Annotated in this window: 14 protein-coding genes; 3 read left to right on the forward strand and 11 right to left on the reverse strand. The window is 71.8% G+C overall.

Annotation, left to right across the window (positions count from 1 at the left end; genetic code table 11):
• Nucleotides 1–167: 167 nt before the first annotated feature.
• On the reverse strand, nucleotides 168–1,622 hold the full coding sequence (locus BIU95_RS09795) for an APC family permease (RefSeq protein WP_017886548.1): 1,455 nt from the start codon (nucleotides 1,620–1,622) through the stop codon (nucleotides 168–170).
• Between the two features lie 98 nt (nucleotides 1,623–1,720).
• Between BIU95_RS09795 and BIU95_RS09800 the strand changes: the two genes are divergently transcribed.
• On the forward strand, nucleotides 1,721–2,149 hold the full coding sequence (locus BIU95_RS09800; RefSeq protein ID WP_071251573.1) for a hypothetical protein: 429 nt from the start codon (nucleotides 1,721–1,723) through the stop codon (nucleotides 2,147–2,149).
• Nucleotides 2,150–2,199: 50 nt separating this feature from the next.
• Here BIU95_RS09800 and BIU95_RS09805 read toward each other — a convergent pair whose 3' ends face one another.
• From BIU95_RS09805 to BIU95_RS09815, 3 genes are read right to left on the reverse strand one after another with little or no spacing between them, the layout of a single operon-like run.
• Complete coding sequence (locus tag BIU95_RS09805; RefSeq protein WP_071251574.1) at nucleotides 2,200–2,826, reverse strand: uracil-DNA glycosylase; 627 nt, start codon at nucleotides 2,824–2,826, stop codon at nucleotides 2,200–2,202.
• Nucleotides 2,823–4,025 carry a glycosyltransferase gene (locus BIU95_RS09810; RefSeq protein WP_017886551.1) on the reverse strand — a complete coding sequence of 401 codons (1,203 nt, stop codon included), beginning with the start codon at nucleotides 4,023–4,025 and terminating at the stop codon, nucleotides 2,823–2,825. The genes BIU95_RS09805 and BIU95_RS09810 overlap by 4 nt, the downstream gene beginning before the upstream one ends.
• Nucleotides 4,026–4,034: 9 nt before the next feature.
• Nucleotides 4,035–4,931 (reverse strand): DUF429 domain-containing protein, encoded by an 897-nt coding sequence (locus tag BIU95_RS09815; protein WP_200942656.1) that lies wholly within the window; start codon nucleotides 4,929–4,931, stop codon nucleotides 4,035–4,037.
• 158 nt (nucleotides 4,932–5,089) lie between these two features.
• Here BIU95_RS09815 and ligD point away from each other — a divergent pair, with 158 nt between their 5' ends.
• Nucleotides 5,090–6,112 carry a non-homologous end-joining DNA ligase gene (gene ligD, locus BIU95_RS09820; protein ID WP_071251575.1) on the forward strand — a complete coding sequence of 341 codons (1,023 nt, stop codon included), beginning with the start codon at nucleotides 5,090–5,092 and terminating at the stop codon, nucleotides 6,110–6,112.
• Between the two features lie 40 nt (nucleotides 6,113–6,152).
• On the opposite strand, the gene BIU95_RS18650 is transcribed toward ligD, so the two are convergent.
• From BIU95_RS18650 to BIU95_RS09825, 3 genes are all read right to left on the reverse strand, one after another.
• A complete protein-coding gene (locus tag BIU95_RS18650; protein ID WP_017886554.1) occupies nucleotides 6,153–6,296 on the reverse strand; it encodes a hypothetical protein in 144 nt (47 codons plus the stop codon).
• Nucleotides 6,293–6,454, reverse strand: coding sequence for a hypothetical protein (locus tag BIU95_RS18655; protein ID WP_156155271.1), 162 nt, complete (start codon nucleotides 6,452–6,454; stop codon nucleotides 6,293–6,295). The genes BIU95_RS18650 and BIU95_RS18655 overlap by 4 nt, the downstream gene beginning before the upstream one ends.
• Before the next feature lie 186 nt (nucleotides 6,455–6,640).
• Nucleotides 6,641–7,684: an ATP-dependent DNA ligase gene (locus BIU95_RS09825; protein WP_071251576.1), complete on the reverse strand. Its 1,044-nt coding sequence runs from the start codon at nucleotides 7,682–7,684 to the stop codon at nucleotides 6,641–6,643.
• Between the two features lie 209 nt (nucleotides 7,685–7,893).
• Between BIU95_RS09825 and BIU95_RS09830 the strand changes: the two genes are divergently transcribed.
• Nucleotides 7,894–8,937 (forward strand): MBL fold metallo-hydrolase, encoded by a 1,044-nt coding sequence (locus BIU95_RS09830; protein WP_175470748.1) that lies wholly within the window; start codon nucleotides 7,894–7,896, stop codon nucleotides 8,935–8,937.
• 25 nt (nucleotides 8,938–8,962) lie between these two features.
• Here the strand turns inward: BIU95_RS09830 and BIU95_RS09835 are convergent, their stop codons facing one another.
• From BIU95_RS09835 to BIU95_RS09850, 4 genes are all read right to left on the reverse strand, one after another.
• Entirely contained in the window at nucleotides 8,963–9,595 is a 633-nt protein-coding gene (locus tag BIU95_RS09835; RefSeq protein ID WP_017886558.1) for an FMN-dependent NADH-azoreductase, read from the reverse strand.
• Nucleotides 9,596–9,735: 140 nt separating this feature from the next.
• Entirely contained in the window at nucleotides 9,736–11,313 is a 1,578-nt protein-coding gene (locus BIU95_RS09840; RefSeq protein ID WP_017886559.1) for a hypothetical protein, read from the reverse strand.
• Nucleotides 11,314–11,568: 255 nt separating this feature from the next.
• On the reverse strand, nucleotides 11,569–12,900 hold the full coding sequence (locus tag BIU95_RS09845; protein ID WP_071251578.1) for a hypothetical protein: 1,332 nt from the start codon (nucleotides 12,898–12,900) through the stop codon (nucleotides 11,569–11,571).
• A gap of 227 nt (nucleotides 12,901–13,127) precedes the next feature.
• On the reverse strand, nucleotides 13,128–14,552 hold the full coding sequence (locus BIU95_RS09850) for a hypothetical protein (protein WP_071251579.1): 1,425 nt from the start codon (nucleotides 14,550–14,552) through the stop codon (nucleotides 13,128–13,130).
• Nucleotides 14,553–14,642 lie beyond the last annotated feature (90 nt).

The following is a 14,642-nucleotide window of genomic DNA, read 5'->3' on the forward strand; positions in this document are numbered from 1 at the left end:
TCGTGAACCAGAACCGTCACGGTCATCCGTGCGCGGCGGTCAGCGGTCGCGTCGGCCGTCCCCTCGACCTCGACCCCGAGCCCGACGCAGGCGCCAGCCTCCGGCGGACAGCGACAGCGCGGCGATCACCGCGATGACGACGGTCCAGATGACGCTCGTCGCGTCCATCAGGCGTCGCGCTGGTCGTGCGGCGGGCGCTGCACCTTCGTCGGTTCCGTGACGAGTCCGGTCGGGGCCTTCTCGGCCTGCTTCCGTCCGTGGGTGAACCACGTCAGGACCCAGAGCAGCACGCCCAGGGCCAGCAGGGCGCCGGCGATCTGGTACTGCTGCGGGTCACGACCGGACGAGAACGGCATGACGAGCCACAGGCACGTGACGATGCCGATGATCGGGATGACCACACCGGCACGGAAGTGCTTGTGGTCGACCTTGTCGCGGCGCAGCACGAGCACGGTCACGTTGACGACGGCGAACACCGTCAGCAGCAACAGCGAGGTCGTGCCGCCGAGGACCACGACGATGGGGGAGTCGGGGTCGAGCGAGACCCACCCGATCAGCAGGAGCGAGATGAGCGTGGTGAAGACGATCGCGGTCGACGGGGTGCGACGGGCGGGGGAGATGCGGGACAGGAAGCCGGGCAGCACGCCCTGCTTGCTCATGCCGTAGAGCAGCCGCGACGCCATCATCATGTTGATCAGGGCCGTGTTGGCGACGGCGAACATCGAGATGAACGGCAGCAGGTCGGCGATGGGGAAGTCCGGCGCCGCGGTCTGCACCACCGTCACCAGCGGCGTCTCGTTGCCGGCGAGCTCACCGATGGGCACCACGGCGACGGCGCAGATCGACACGAGCACGTAGATCACGGCGGTGATGCCGAGGCCGGTGAGCATGATCTTCGGGAAGATGCGCGAGGGGTCCTTCGTCTCCTCGGCCATGTTGACCGAGTCCTCGAACCCGACCATCGCGAAGAACGCCAACGACGTCGCGGTGCTGATCGACAGCAGCAGGGACTTGTCCTCCGGCGTCTCGAACATCACGACCCGCGAGAAGTCCGCGTTGCCGCCCGCGATCGCCCAGAACCCGATCAGGATCACCATGACGAGACCGGACAGCTCGACCAGCGTCAGCACGACGTTCGTCTTGACGCTCTCGCTCACCCCGCGGAAGTTGATGAACATCACCGCGAGCATGAAGCCCATCGCGATGAGCATCACCACGCCGTTCGGCAGTTCGATGCCGAACCCCGCGCCGAGGTTCGCCGCGAACGCCCGCGACGCCGTCGACGCCGACGTGATCCCGGAACACATCACGATGAACGTCACGATGAACGTGACGAAGTGGATGCCGAACGCCTTGTGCACGTAGAGCGCGGCGCCGGCCGTCTGCGGGTACTTCGTCACGAGCTCAAGGTACGAGAACGCCGTCAGCAGGGCGACCGCGAACGCGATGAGGAACGGGAGCCACGCTGCCCCACCGACCTCGGCCGCGACCTGGCCGGTGAGCGCGTAGACACCCGTACCGAGGATGTCGCCGACGATGAACAGCAGCAGGAGCTTGGGACCGATGACCCGGCGGAGCTCGTGCTGCTCCTGCTGTGGGCGGTCCGTCTTGGTGGTGGCCATGCGTCACCCTTGCGCGCGGAACACCTTGCTGTCCAGTCCCACAGGAAGGTTTCTCGCGATCGCAACACGGTCCCGCGGCGACGGATACGCTCCGGGCCATGGACCAGCAGTCGAACACCACCGAGGAGCCCATCGAGTTCGCGGACTTCAACGCGAAGCTCCTGGTGCTCGATGTCCTCTGCTACGACCTCGACGTCCTCGACCCCTACGACCCGGACGCCGAGGACGAGACCGACGAGGACCTCGACGTCGACGGGCAGGACGACCGGGCGCGCGAGTACTACGACGACCTCGACCTGCTGCCGTCGCGCCTGTCGCTCGTCACGGAGATCACGGTGGACTCCGACCTCGAGGTCCTGCAGGACGTCCACCCCGGCTGGGACGGCTCGGACGACCGCTTCGACCCGCAGAACTGGGACGACCTGCTCGACCTGCCGGAGCTCCGCACCGTGTACGCCGCCGCACCGTTGCCCGCCCACGTCGCCGAGCGGCTGGCGACGAAGGGCGTCGAGGTCCGCTCCGCCTGAGCGGGACGCGACCGGCACCCGACCGTCACCTCACCGGGACGGGCCGACGACTAGCGGTCGAGCGCCCGCACCTGCTCGGTGAACTGCTTCGCGCCACCCTGGGCCGGGTGCCGTACGGCGACCGCCTCGATGCCGGCCAGCGCGAGCGCTCCCTGCGCCTTCCGACCGACGGCGACCACCCGGACCCGGTCCGCGCCGCCGAGTGCCTGCAGCAGTGCCAGGGCCACGGGGGCTCCCGAACGGACCTCGGCGGGCCGGGGCGTGCGGTTCGTCAGCCGGTCCGGTGCCACGAACGGATGGTGCGGGAAGATCGCCCACGCGACGGGGAGCGCGCCGCGCCAGCCCTCCAGCGCGGCGTGCACGACGCGGGACGACGCTTCCCACGGGGCGGTCGGGTCCGGCGGCACGAGGTACTCGGACCCGAGTTCACGCATGCTCGTGAACGGCACGCCCGTGTTCGTCATGCCGCGCCACCCCGGGGCCTCGGCCACGAGCAGCGTGTCGGCACCCGGCCCGGACTGCTCCAGGTACCGCGTCAGGTTCGCCCGACGCAGCCGCCCCTCGGCCGATCCGACGTCGTAGAGCGCCTCGGCGTCGGACTCCACGGGCACGGCGTCGATCGCGGCCCAGAACGCCGCGAACCGATCGCCCGTGTCCGGGGCCCCCGACCTGCTCACGAGCGTCCGAGCACCCGGCGGTAGACGTCCTCGAGCCCCGCTGCCGACCGCTCCCAGCTGAGCCGCTCCGCGTGCTCCCGGCCCGCAGCAGCGAGCCCGGCGGCGTAGGGCGCATCCGTCAGGATCCGCTCGATCTCGTTCGCCCAGTCCTGCGGGTCGCGGGACTCGAGCACGACACCCGTCTCCCCGTCGACCACGGCCTCACGAAGACCCCCGGCGGCGGCGGCCACGACCGGCACCCCGGAAGCGGACCCCTCGAGCGCGACGAGCCCGTACGTCTCGGAGTGGGACGGCACGAGCACGGCTGCCGCGCCACGGAACAGGAACGCCAGGTCGGCACGGGACTGCGGCCCGATGAAGGTGACGTGGTCGGCGATGCCACGCGCGTCGGCGAGCCGACGCAGTTCGTCCACGTAGTCGCCCGCCTCACTCGAGACGTCGCCCGCGATGACCAGGGTGGGGCGGGCCTCCAGGCTGATGTCGGCGATCGCCTCGATCGCCAGGTCCAGGCCCTTGAGCGGCTGCACGCGCGCCGCCGCGACCACGTAGGGCGAGGCGGCGCGGCGCGCACCGACGGCAGCGGGACGGAAGACGGAACCGTCGACCCCCGGCGGCACGATCCAGATGCGGGCGTCGTCGCCACCGAGCCGCGAGCGCACGGTCGACGCTTCGGCCTCGGACACCACGACGACGGCGTCGGACTCGCGGGCCAGCAGTTCTTCGCCCGCGATGCGACCGGCGGACTCGGGGCGCTCGCCCTCGGACAGCGGCGTCGCCGGGTCGGCAGCAATGGAGTGGAAGGACTGCACGTGGGGGATGCCGCGCTCACGGGCGACGGGCAGAGCGGCCGCTCCGGAGAACCAGTGGTGCGAGTGCAGGACGTCGAACTGCCCGAGCTGCTCGAGCTCGTGGCGGAACGGCTCGATGAACGCGTCGTGCTCGCCCTTCGGCACCGGCTGGGCCGGCCCCGCGGACAGGAACCGCAGACACACGCCCGGCACCAGCGAGACCGAGTCTGGCTGCGTCGGGGCGGAGCGGCGCGTGATGATGTCGACGTGGTGGCCCAGGTCGGCCAGCGCCTCGGCCTGGTGCCGGACGACGACGTTCATGCCGCCGACCTCGCCCGAACCGGGTTCGTCTCCGGGGGAGGTGTGCAGCGACACCAGCCCGATGTGCAGGGGTTCGGTCGTCGAGCTCACCGCTCAACCCTAGCCGCGCGGCCCCCGCTGCGACGGGCGTGCGGGCGCCACCACGACGGGCCGGCGGCCCGCCTCGTCCGGCGTGTCGGTGGGGAGGGTGGGCCCACGCCGCCGGTTCCCGGGCGACGCGCCAGCGGCGTCCGGGCCGTGTCGGTGGGGAGGATCACCTCCCAGGATCTGCACGCGCTCGTCGCCGTGTCGCTCCCAGAACGACGCCGTCCACGCGCACAGCGCCCCGTCGAGCAGGTCCTCGCGGTGCTTATGCGTCGGACCGTGCAGCACCGACGGATCGGCGAGCCGCTGCGTCAGCGGGTGCGAGTCCAGCAGCAGCGGCGGGTCGAGCGGGGTCTCGCGCAGCCGCCGGACCAGTTCGTCGAAGGCCTCGGCGCGACGGGCACGAGCCTCGGCGGCAGGGATCCGAAGGTCGAGCCGTTTGTACCGGGGCCGTTCCACGTCGTAGCCGAGCTCCTCCACCCCCACCAGCGTCGTGTACGGGTAGCACTCGAACATCGCCGGACCGGTCCGTGCCCGCATGGCGTCCGTGTCGGAGACGTACCCGACGCCGAGTGCGGTCAGCCGGTCGAGCAGCGCTGAGCCGGCGCTCGCCGCAGATGCCTGGTTCGTCGGGTTGGCCGCGACCTTCCACCGGCCGTAGCGCTGCCCGACCTGTCGTTCGGACTCGCGGATCCCCGTCGGGTTCGTCACGACGAGCGAGGCGTCCACCGCGATGAGGGACCGTTGCCCGAGGTGCGCGGCGATCCAGTCGGTGACGGCGTCGACCCCGCGGGCCCACCCGGCGTCGGTGATCGTGCCGTCCGAGTCCATCGCGACCAGCCCGGTCTCGTTCGCGGCCTTCCGATCCGAGCCGAGTCCCCACGCGAGGTCGATGCCGAGGTACGCGTTCACCCGCCCCATCCTGCCGTGCCCGCACGACACCGGTGTTCGTGCGCTGAACACCGGCGTGCGCGTGTTCGACCCGGGAACACCGGTGTCCAGCGGGAGCGCGAAGGCGCACGCACACCGGGCTGCGGGCGCGCGGCGGGCACGCGTGTACGGTCCGCTGCATGGCGAGCGAAGCGACGATGGTGCGTGTGCCCGGGCCTGACGGCGACCGCGAGGTCCGGATCAGCAGCCCCTCGCGGGTGCTCTGGCCCGAGGCGGGGATCACGAAGCTCGACCTGGCGGTGTACCTCGTGACGGTGGGCGATGCCTTCGTCCGGGCGAACGGCGACCGGCCGATCTCGCTGCAGCGGTTCCCCGGTGGTGTCGACGGCGAGCAGTTCTTCTCCAAGAACCCGCCGAAGGGAGCGCCCGACTACGTCCGGTCGGTGACGGTGACCTACCCGAGTGCCCGGTCGCACCTGCAGCTCGTGATCGACGAGCCGGCCGTGGCCGTGTGGGCCGCCCAGATGAACACGGTGGTGTTCCACCCGTGGGCCTCACGCGCCGAGGACAGCGACCACCCGGACCAGCTCCGCATCGACCTCGACCCGCAGCCCGGCACCGGCTTCGGTGACACGGTGCCCGTGGCCGAGGAGCTCCGGAAGGTCCTCAACGAGGTCGGGTTGACCACGTGGATCAAGACGAGCGGCAACCGTGGCCTGCACGTGTTCGCGCCGATCCACCCCGAGCACGAGTTCCTCGACGTGCGGCACGCGGTGATCGCCGCAGCGCGTGAACTCGAACGCCGGATGCCCGACCAGGTGACGACGGCGTGGTGGAAGGAGGAACGGGGACAGCGGATCTTCGTCGACTTCAACCAGGCGAACCGCGACCGCACGATGGCCGGTGCCTACAGCCCCCGGGCCCTGGCGCACGCCTCGGTGTCGACGCCGATCACCTGGGACGAACTGCCGACCGCTGACCCGACGACCTTCACGATCCGGACGGTTCCGGAGCGGCTGCAGACCACCGGCGACCCGTGGGAGTCGATGGGGGAGCAGCCGGGCAGCATCGCACCGCTGCTGGAGTGGTGGGAGCGTGACCTGGCGAACGGCGAGGGGGAGCTGCCGTTCCCGCCGGACTTCCCGAAGATGCCGGGGGAACCGCCGCGCGTGCAGCCCTCACGGGCGAAGAAGCCGAGCTGAGGCCCAGCGGTCGAGCAGACGGGCCCAGCCGAGCCGAACCTCAGGCTGCGGAGGAGACGTCCCGCTGGCGGTCCGGGTCCTCGACGCGGGTGGTGTGCGTCGGCAGCCCGACGCTCGCGGTGTGCAGGCGGGTCAGTCTCGACCAGGTGCCGCGGTGCGCGTCGGTGATGCCGTCGACGATCACGCGCCGAGTCCGATCGTGACGAGTGCGAGCGCCGTGGCGGTGACGCCGGCGATGGCACTGATGACCGCGCTGAGCTGCAGGACGCGCTGACGCCGTGCTTCTCGGACTTCGGTGAAGGGGCTCCGCTGAGGGTGGCGGACAAGCGTGCTGGTGCTCATGTCGATCCCCATTCGATCCAGGCATCCGGGGCTCCGGAATGGACGCCTCGTGCTGCTGGGAACATCCTCACACGACTTCGCTAGTTCGACTAACTACTCATCCGGAAACGTGACCGAACAGCGACAAACGGACACCGCAGTGCGTTCCACGACCCGGAGGAGCGCACAGGGGCGGTGGCGAACGCCTCAGGACAGCACGTCGTGCAGGTCGTACGCACTCGGCACCTCGAGCTGCTCGAACCCGCACGACGTCGCGTCACGGTCGGGCCGCCACCGCTCGAACTGCACGGTGTGCCGGAACCGGTCGCCCTCCATCTGGTCGTACCGGACCTCGAGCACCAGTTCCGGCGCCAGCCGGACGAACGACGTGTCGCGACCCGACGAGAACCGCGACCGTTCCCCGTCACCGGTCACGGGCCTCCCGTCCGCATCGCGGAGCACGACGGGGTCGAGTTCTTCGACCAACGCGGCCCGTCGCTTGTCCGTGAAGGCGGAGATGCCGCCCACCTGACGGAGCTCGCCGTCTGCGTCGTACAGGCCGACCAGCAGCGACCCGACACCGGAGCCGCTCTTGTGCACGCGGTAGCCGATGGCGACGACGTCGGCGGTGCGGTGGTGCTTGATCTTGAGCATGGTGCGCTTGTTCGGTTCGTACGGCCGCGCGCGGGGCTTCGCGACGACACCGTCGAGCCCGGCGCCCTCGAAGGTGGTGAGCCATTCGCGGGCCTGCTCGACGTCGAGCGTGGTGCGGGTGACGAAGAGCGGGGTGGTCATCGCGTCGCCGAGCTGTTCCAGGCGCTCGCGGCGCTCGTCGAACGGCAGGTCGAGCAGTTCCTGCCCGTCGACCGCCAGCAGGTCGAACACCACGAACTGCGCCGGGGTCTCGACGCTGAGCTTGGCGATCCGTGAGGCCGCCGGGTGGATGCGCTGCGACAGGGCCTCCCAGTCGAGCCGCTCGGCACCGGGCTCGCCGGACCGCAGGATCACCTCGCCGTCGAGGACGACCGGGTGGTCGCGTCCGCCGAACTGCGCGCGGAACGCCTCGACGAGTTCGGGGAAGTACCGGGTGAGCGGCTTGGCGCCGCGGCTGCCGATTTCGACGTCGTCGCCGTCGATGGTCACGATGCCGCGGAAGCCGTCCCACTTCGGCTCGTACCGCAGCCCGCCCTTCGTGCTGTCCGGGTCGGGCACGGTGGCGACGGCCTTGGCGAGCATCGGTGCGATCTCCATGCGTCCTGTCTACTCGCGCGCGTCGTCGGCGCTGTCGGCGCGGTGCTGCGCAGCCTGCGCCGTCTGCCTGGAGGCCCGTGCTCCGCCCGGCGCGTGCGTTCGGTGAGCAGGAATGGTCGGGTCCACGGCCCGCACCCGACCCTTTCTGCTCACCATGCGTCGGGAGCAGGGCCATCGCCGGCCAGACACGCGTCGGTATGGTGGCGAGCGTGACGACCGTGCCCCCGCCGGCAGCGCCTGCCCCGGAACCGATCAGCCCCGTGCAGGCCGCCGCGCTCCGCGACGGAGTCCTGCCGCCCGTCGAGCAGGTCCGGCCGGGCATCTGGACCCTCGCGGTGCCGTTCCGGTTCGGGGTGCCCGACGCCACCCTGGTCTACGTCGTCGAGGGGGCGGACGGCTCGCTCGCGGTGATCGACCCCGGGTGGTCGGCCGACGGCCGTCTCGACGAGCTGCGGGACGGCCTCGCCGCGATCGGACGGGACCTGGACGACGTGTCGCTCGTCGCCGTGACGCACCTGCACGCCGACCACCTGGGCGCCGCAGCTGCGATCCGCCGGGCGACGGGTGCACGTGTGGCGATGCACGGCCTCGAGGTCGGAGCGCTCGAACGGGAGCGCGCCGACGCCGAGCGGAACGACGCGGACATCGCGACGTGGGGGCTGCCCGAACACCTGCGGGCCGGGGTCGTCGAGGCATGGGGCAGCGGCCGTCGGATCGGGATGGGCCGGATCGAGGCGCCGTACGCCGACGTGTCGCTGGAGGACGGCGACCTGCTGCCGATCCCCGGTCGGACGATCCGCACGCTCTGGACCCCGGGGCACACGGGCGGGCACGTGTGCTTCCTCGACGAGGCCGACGGGCTGCTGTTCTCCGGCGACCACGTGCTGCCGCGGATCAACTCCGGCATCGGGCTCGGTGGACGGGCCGGGACGAACCCACTGGGGGACTACCTGGCGTCCTTGGCCCGGCTCGACCCGTACGCCGAGCTCGAGGTCTGCCCGGGGCACGAGTACCGGTTCCGCGACGTCGTCACCCGTGCGCGGACCCTGGCCCGGCACCGGGAGGAACGCTCCCGCCGTGTCGCCGCGGCCCTCGACGCACTGGACCGTCCGACGCTGTTCGAGGTCGCCGCCCGGGTGCCGTTCAGCGGGGGGATCGAGTCGATGACCGGGTTCCTGCTCGCGAGCGCACTGACGCAGACGGCCTTCCACGCAGACCTGCTCGGGCGGGCTGACGAGGTGCGGCCCGCCTGACCTCAGCCGTCCGCGGCCGCGCGGGTCAGCCGAGCGTCGTCGCGAGGCGTTCGATCGTCGTCTTCGCGTCGGCGAACTCGGCGGCGGCGTGCTCGGCCAGGGCGGCGAGGTCCGGCAGCCGGTCGGCCAGGGTGGCGCTGACGGTGATCGGGTACAGCTTCATGCCGAGCGCGGTGCCGAGCACGATGTGCAGGACGGGGGAGCCGTGGTCCCAGCCCTCGGTCGGGGTGCCGGCGTCGTAGGTCGCGCCACGGCTCACCACGGTCACGACGGGTCGCCCGGCCAGGGGCTGCACGCCGCCGGTCAGGATGCCGGGCACGTGGATGCGGTCGATCCAGGCCTTCAGGGTCGAGGGCACCGTGTAGTTGTACAGCGGCGCACCGACCACGACGACGTCGGCGGCCAGGAGCTCGTCGATGACCTCCTGCCGCAGTGCGTCGGCTTCGGGCGCGACGGTCTCGTCGGCGGTGCGGTCGGCGGCGGCCCAGTGCAGCGCGGAGCTCTCCAGGTGGGGGAGCTGGTCGACGTGCAGGTCGCGCCGGACGACCGTGTACTCCGGGCCGCGGGCGCGCCAGGCATCGGCGAAGGCTGCGGTCAGCGCGCGCGAGCGCGAGTGGGAGAGGTCGGCCGAGGAGTCGATGTGCAGCAGCGTGGGCATGTCGCCAACGCTACCGGCGCGGACCCACCCGGGTGCTGATGCGGGAACGGCCCCGCTGCTCCGGTCGGGAGCAGGCGGGGCCGTGGCGGGCCTCCCGTCCGCCGCGCGGGCACGCGACGGACGGGAGACGTCTCCGGGTGTCAGCGCTGGGCGCGACGACGGCGCGCGAAGCGGGCGCCGATCAGCCCGGCACCGGCGACCAGCAGGCCGAGGGCCCACGGCAGTGCGTCGGTGGTGTCCGAGCCGGTGTAGGCGAGCTGGCCGCCGGTGTTGACCGGGGCGACCGGGGCCGCTGCGGGTGCGACGGGGGTCGGGTCGGCGATGCCGGCGGCGACGGTCGGCCGGACGTCGACGGCGAACGACGTGCTGAAGTCGCCGGCGGCGACGGTCAGGTTGTGGATCGACGCGTGCGGGAACGTGACGCCGACGATGCCGAAGTCACCGAGCTCGGGGTCGGGCGCGATGACGTCGCTGGCGATGTCCGACGTCACCGTCGGCAGCTCGCGCGTCTCGCTGTCGAAGCCGCCCTCGGGGTTGCCGAAGCGGTCCACGAGACCGCCCTGGACCACGAGCGTGCCACCCTGCTCGATGGTCGGACGGCCGCCGATCTGGAAGTCGTCCTCACCGAGCGTGAAGACGCTGCCGTCGGGCTCGATGATCCAGCTCGTCCGTTCCTGGTCGCTGTCATCGAAGAGGCCAGCGCGGTCGGTCGTGTAGACCATGACGCCGATCGGGGCTGCGGCCTCGACGGTCATCGACACGTACTGCGTGACGGACTCGGTGCCGCTGGTCGCGGTGACGGCGAAGTCGTAGTCCATCGCGAAGGTGGCGGTCCCGCTGAGTTCACCGGTCGAGGCGTCGAAGGTCAGGTCGAAGGGGAGCTGTTCCTCGGGGGACGACTCGTCCTCGGGGAACTCCTCGGCGTAGTCGGCGTCCTCTTCGGAGAACCAGGTGAGGCTGTACTTCGGCTCCGGGAAGCCCTGCGCACGGAAGGTGTGCGAGAAGGCGTCACCGGCGACGGTGCTCAGCGCGAGCGGGTTGTCCTGCGTCGCGCCGGCCTTGGTGGGCTGGCCGTCCGCGCCGAGGAACGCCGGGGTCTGCGTCACGGCCGCGGTCGCGGCCGAGGTGACGGTCGACGTCTCGGTCGCGCCGGGCAGCGTGCCCGTCACGGCGACCGTGATGGTCTTGCGGACGTCGGTGGGGTCGACGACGTAGCTCGCGGCCTTCGACAGGACGTTGCCGTCCTGGTCGGTCCACGAGTACTTGTAGCCTGCTTCGTCGTCGAAGCCGGTGACGACGGCGACGAGTCGGGTGCCGACCTTCGCAGCGCCCTCGATGGCGACGGTGGCGTCGGCGGCCTCGGCGGTGACGTCCGGCTTCGGGGTCTCGGTCGGCGTCGGCGCCTCGGTGGCCGTCGGCGCGGTGGTCTCCGGAGCGACGGGCTCGTCGGTGGCCTCCGGGGCCGGTGCAGCCGGGGTCTCCTCGGCGGGAGCCGGGGTCTCGGGCGTGGTGTCGGCGGGCGGATCCGTCGGCGTGGACGTCTCGCTGCCCTCGGCCGGGGCCGGGGTCTCGACGGCCGAGATCGGCTGCGTGGTGTCGAGCGTCTCGGCGTTGGCGGCCGTCGCGGTCATGATGCCGAGGCCGGTGGTCAGGCCGACCAGGGCGACGGTGGTGCCGACGGCGCAGGCGCGACGGACTGTGGAGGTGCTGCGGTGCACGGGTTCCCCCAGGGAATCGGTCCGGGCCACTGGCCCGGATCATGTGAATTTGCCGAGAATGTCGGCGTTCTCGGATCGTAGCGGGATCAGGTCCTGGGGCTGTGACGATTCACCGGAATGTGACCCGGGTTGGGGGTGTGTGCGGGAAACCGCCTGACTTCCGCAGCCGCGGCGCGGCTGCGGAGGTGCGGAAGGACGGACGGGAGGCCCGGTGCCAGCTGGCACCGGGCCTCCCGTCCGTTCGTCGGTCGCGTCTCAGGCGCGACGGCGCCGCAGACGGTGGACCAGCAGGCCGCCGCCGCCGGCGGCGAGCAGGCCGAGCGCCCACGCCAACGGCGTGGTCTCGTCGGCGCCGGTGTAGGCGAGGGTGCCGGGGGTGCCGCTCGTGGTGGTCGCGACCGCGGCCGTGGCGACGGGACGGACGGCGACGACGAACGTGGTCGAGGCGCCGCCCTGGGTGATGGTGAGGCGGTGGTCCGAGGCGTGCGGGAACGTCACCTTCGAGGCGTCGCCCCGGGGATCGGTGGCGATCTTGTCCGACGCGACCGAGCTCGTCACCGTCGCGCCGAACCCGGTGCTCACGGAAGCCGGCGCGGTCGGGTTGCCGAACCGGTCGACGGCGAGGCCGGACACCACCAGCGAGCCTCCCTGCTGGGCGGGGATCGAAGTGACGGTGCCGAGGGGGTCGCCCCCGCCGGAGAACGCGCTGATGACGCCACCGGGTGCGACCGACCAGACCGTTGCGCCGGGTGTGCCGGTGTCGACGATCGCCCGGACCCCGACGGGTGCGGCCGGCAGGACGGTCAGGCGCACGTACTCCGTGGCGGTCGCGGTGCCGCGGAGGGCGACGACCTCGAAGTCGTACGTGCCAGCGGTGGTCACGGTGCTGGTGAGCACCCCGGTCTCGACGTTGACGGTCAGGTCGGACGAGGGTGCGTCCTGGATCGCGTACGCCAGCGAACCCGTGCCGCCCGTGGTACGGAACATGTGCGTGAACGTCGCGCCGGCGGTGGCGGTGAGGGCGAGCGGCTTCGCCTTCGTCGAGGGCTCGGTGAAGACGACCGGCGACGGCGAGACGGTCAGGCGGACGTACTCGGTCACCTGTGTCGAGCCGCTGAGCGCCACGACCTCGAAGTCGAACGTGCCGGCGGTCGTCGGCGTACCGCTCAGCACGCCGGTCTCGACGTTCACCGTGTAGTCCGCCGACGGGGCGTCCTGGATGGCGTACCCGACGGTGCCGTTGCCGCCCGTGGTGGTGAACGTGTGACTGAACGGCGTGCCGACCGTCGCGGTGAGGGCGATCGGGGCGGCCTGGGTCGACGGCTCGGTGAACGCGAGGTCGCTGCCGTCACCCGGTGCTGCCGCCGGGGTGGCGCTGTCCGTGGCCTTCGCGGCGGGGCTGACGGCGTGCGTCAGGCTGGCACCCGGTGTCGCGGTCGCCGTGGTGCTCGTCGGTGTCGTCGTCCGCGTCGGCGTCGCCGCCGTCGCGGGCGCGCTGACGCCGATGACCGAGCCGATGGCGGTCGCCGCGACGACGATGCCGATCGTCGCCGCGCGGCGGACGGGCGGCTTGGTGGACTGGTGCATGGTTCCCCCTCGGGAGTCTGGTGGTGAGCACACGGTGCCCGCGCGCTCCTCTGTGCTGACGTTACGGTTCACAGACCCGTTCCGACCCCTGCCGGAGATCACGGTTTCGTCTCGGTACTACCGGCTCTCATCTGGGGTTTTTCACAGAAACGCGCGACGACGGGCCGGAGGTGCGGGGCGGTCTCGCCGCGCACCTCCGGTCCGTCAGGCGGTTGCCGTGACGTGCCTCAGCCGAGTCGGCGACGCAGGCGCCAGACGAGCAGGCCGGCGCCCGATGCCAGGAGACCGAGGGCCCACGCGAGCGGGCCGGACTCGTCGGCACCGGTGTACGCGAGGGTGCCCGACGCGGTCGGCGTGTGGGTGGTCGTGACCGTGGTCGTCGCCGTCGGCTGCACCTCGAAGCGGATGGTGCTCGTCACGTCTCCGGACGCGACGGTGATCGTGTGCGGCGACGCGTGCTCGAAGGTCACCCACGTGGCAACAGCCTCGGGGTCGTACTCGGTGCGGTCACTGGCCACGTCGCTCGTGAATGTGAGGTCGGTGTGGTCGCCGACCGGCTGCCCGTCGGCGTCCACGGCCAGGGCGCGGATCTGCACCCGGTCACCCTGTCGGGCCGGGATCGCGTCGACCTGCTGCGGGTCGCCGTCCGCCGGGTAGTAGGTGATCACGTCGCCATCGACGCCCCACCGGTCGCCGGAGGTCCCGTCCGCGGGGAGCACCCCGATGGTGATGCCGGTGACGGCAGCGGGGGCCTCGGAGACGCGGACCGTGAACGAGGTCGAGACGCCGCCCTCGGACACCGTCAGTGTGCGGGTGCCCGGCTCCGAGAACGTCACCGTGTTCGCCGACCAGTTCGGGTCCCAGACCACGCCGTCGGACGCGGTGGTGCTCGTGACGGTCGAGCGCGGGTACTCGTCGCCCGGGGTGGTGCGGTTGCCCAGCGCGTCGACGGCCAGCCCCGCGAGGGTCATCGAGGAGCCGACCGTGGCGGGGACCTCCGACACCACGGTGTCACCGGTGCCACCCGGCGCGTACTCCCGGATCGTCCCGTCGGCGTCGACCTGCCAGCTGACGTCGGAGTCCGAGCTGTCGACGCCGAACGTGACACCCACCGGGGCGCCGGGCTCGATGTCGACCTGGACGTACTGCACGGCGGTCTGGTGCAGGTCGGTCGCGGTGACCTGGAACAGTGCGGGTCCGTCGAACGTGCTCTTCGGGGTGGCGCTCAGGACACCGGTCTGCTCGTTCCAGGACCAGCCGTTGACGTCGTTGGTCGGGTCGAAGTTCAACGGGTTGAACAGGTACTCCAACGGGCCGTCGCCGCCCTGGGCGGTGAAGGTGTGCGAGAACGGCTGGCCGGCGGTCACGGTGAGGACGATCGGCGCGTCCTTGCTCGACGGCTCCGCCCAGGTCACGGGTGTCGATGACTCGGGGGCAGCCTGTTCTGCGGCGGCGGGGGGCGTCGGCGCGGTGCCCGCGGCGGTCGTGCCCTGCGGAGCCGACGTCGCGGTGGTGCTCGGCGCAGCGGTCTCGTCGGTCGCTGCGGAGGCGGCGCTCGCCCCGATGCCGAACGCCGACGAAGCGGTGACGATCGCGATCGCCGCTCCGATCGCCGCGCTGCGGCGGAAGGTGTACTTGCAGGACTGGTTCACGGGATCCCCCTCGGATGCCTGGACGGGACGCCGGATCAGCGTCCTCTACTCAGGGAATGTCGCCCGCTGGCCAGTCCTGACGATCGCTCG

It is taken from the genome of Curtobacterium sp. MCBA15_007, from assembly GCF_001864905.1.
Taxonomy (GTDB): Bacteria; Actinomycetota; Actinomycetes; order Actinomycetales; family Microbacteriaceae; genus Curtobacterium; species Curtobacterium poinsettiae.

Coding starts and splice junctions, on each gene's coding strand:
- BIU95_RS09795 (WP_017886548.1), bottom strand. CDS start 1,622: ATGGCCACCACCAAGACGGACCGCCCACAGCAGGAGCAGCACGAGCTC.
- BIU95_RS09800 (WP_071251573.1), top strand. CDS start 1,721: ATGGACCAGCAGTCGAACACCACCGAGGAGCCCATCGAGTTCGCGGAC.
- ligD (WP_071251575.1), top strand. CDS start 5,090: ATGGCGAGCGAAGCGACGATGGTGCGTGTGCCCGGGCCTGACGGCGAC.
- BIU95_RS18655 (WP_156155271.1), bottom strand. CDS start 6,454: ATGAGCACCAGCACGCTTGTCCGCCACCCTCAGCGGAGCCCCTTCACC.
- BIU95_RS09825 (WP_071251576.1), bottom strand. CDS start 7,684: ATGGAGATCGCACCGATGCTCGCCAAGGCCGTCGCCACCGTGCCCGAC.
- BIU95_RS09835 (WP_017886558.1), bottom strand. CDS start 9,595: ATGCCCACGCTGCTGCACATCGACTCCTCGGCCGACCTCTCCCACTCG.
- BIU95_RS09845 (WP_071251578.1), bottom strand. CDS start 12,900: ATGCACCAGTCCACCAAGCCGCCCGTCCGCCGCGCGGCGACGATCGGC.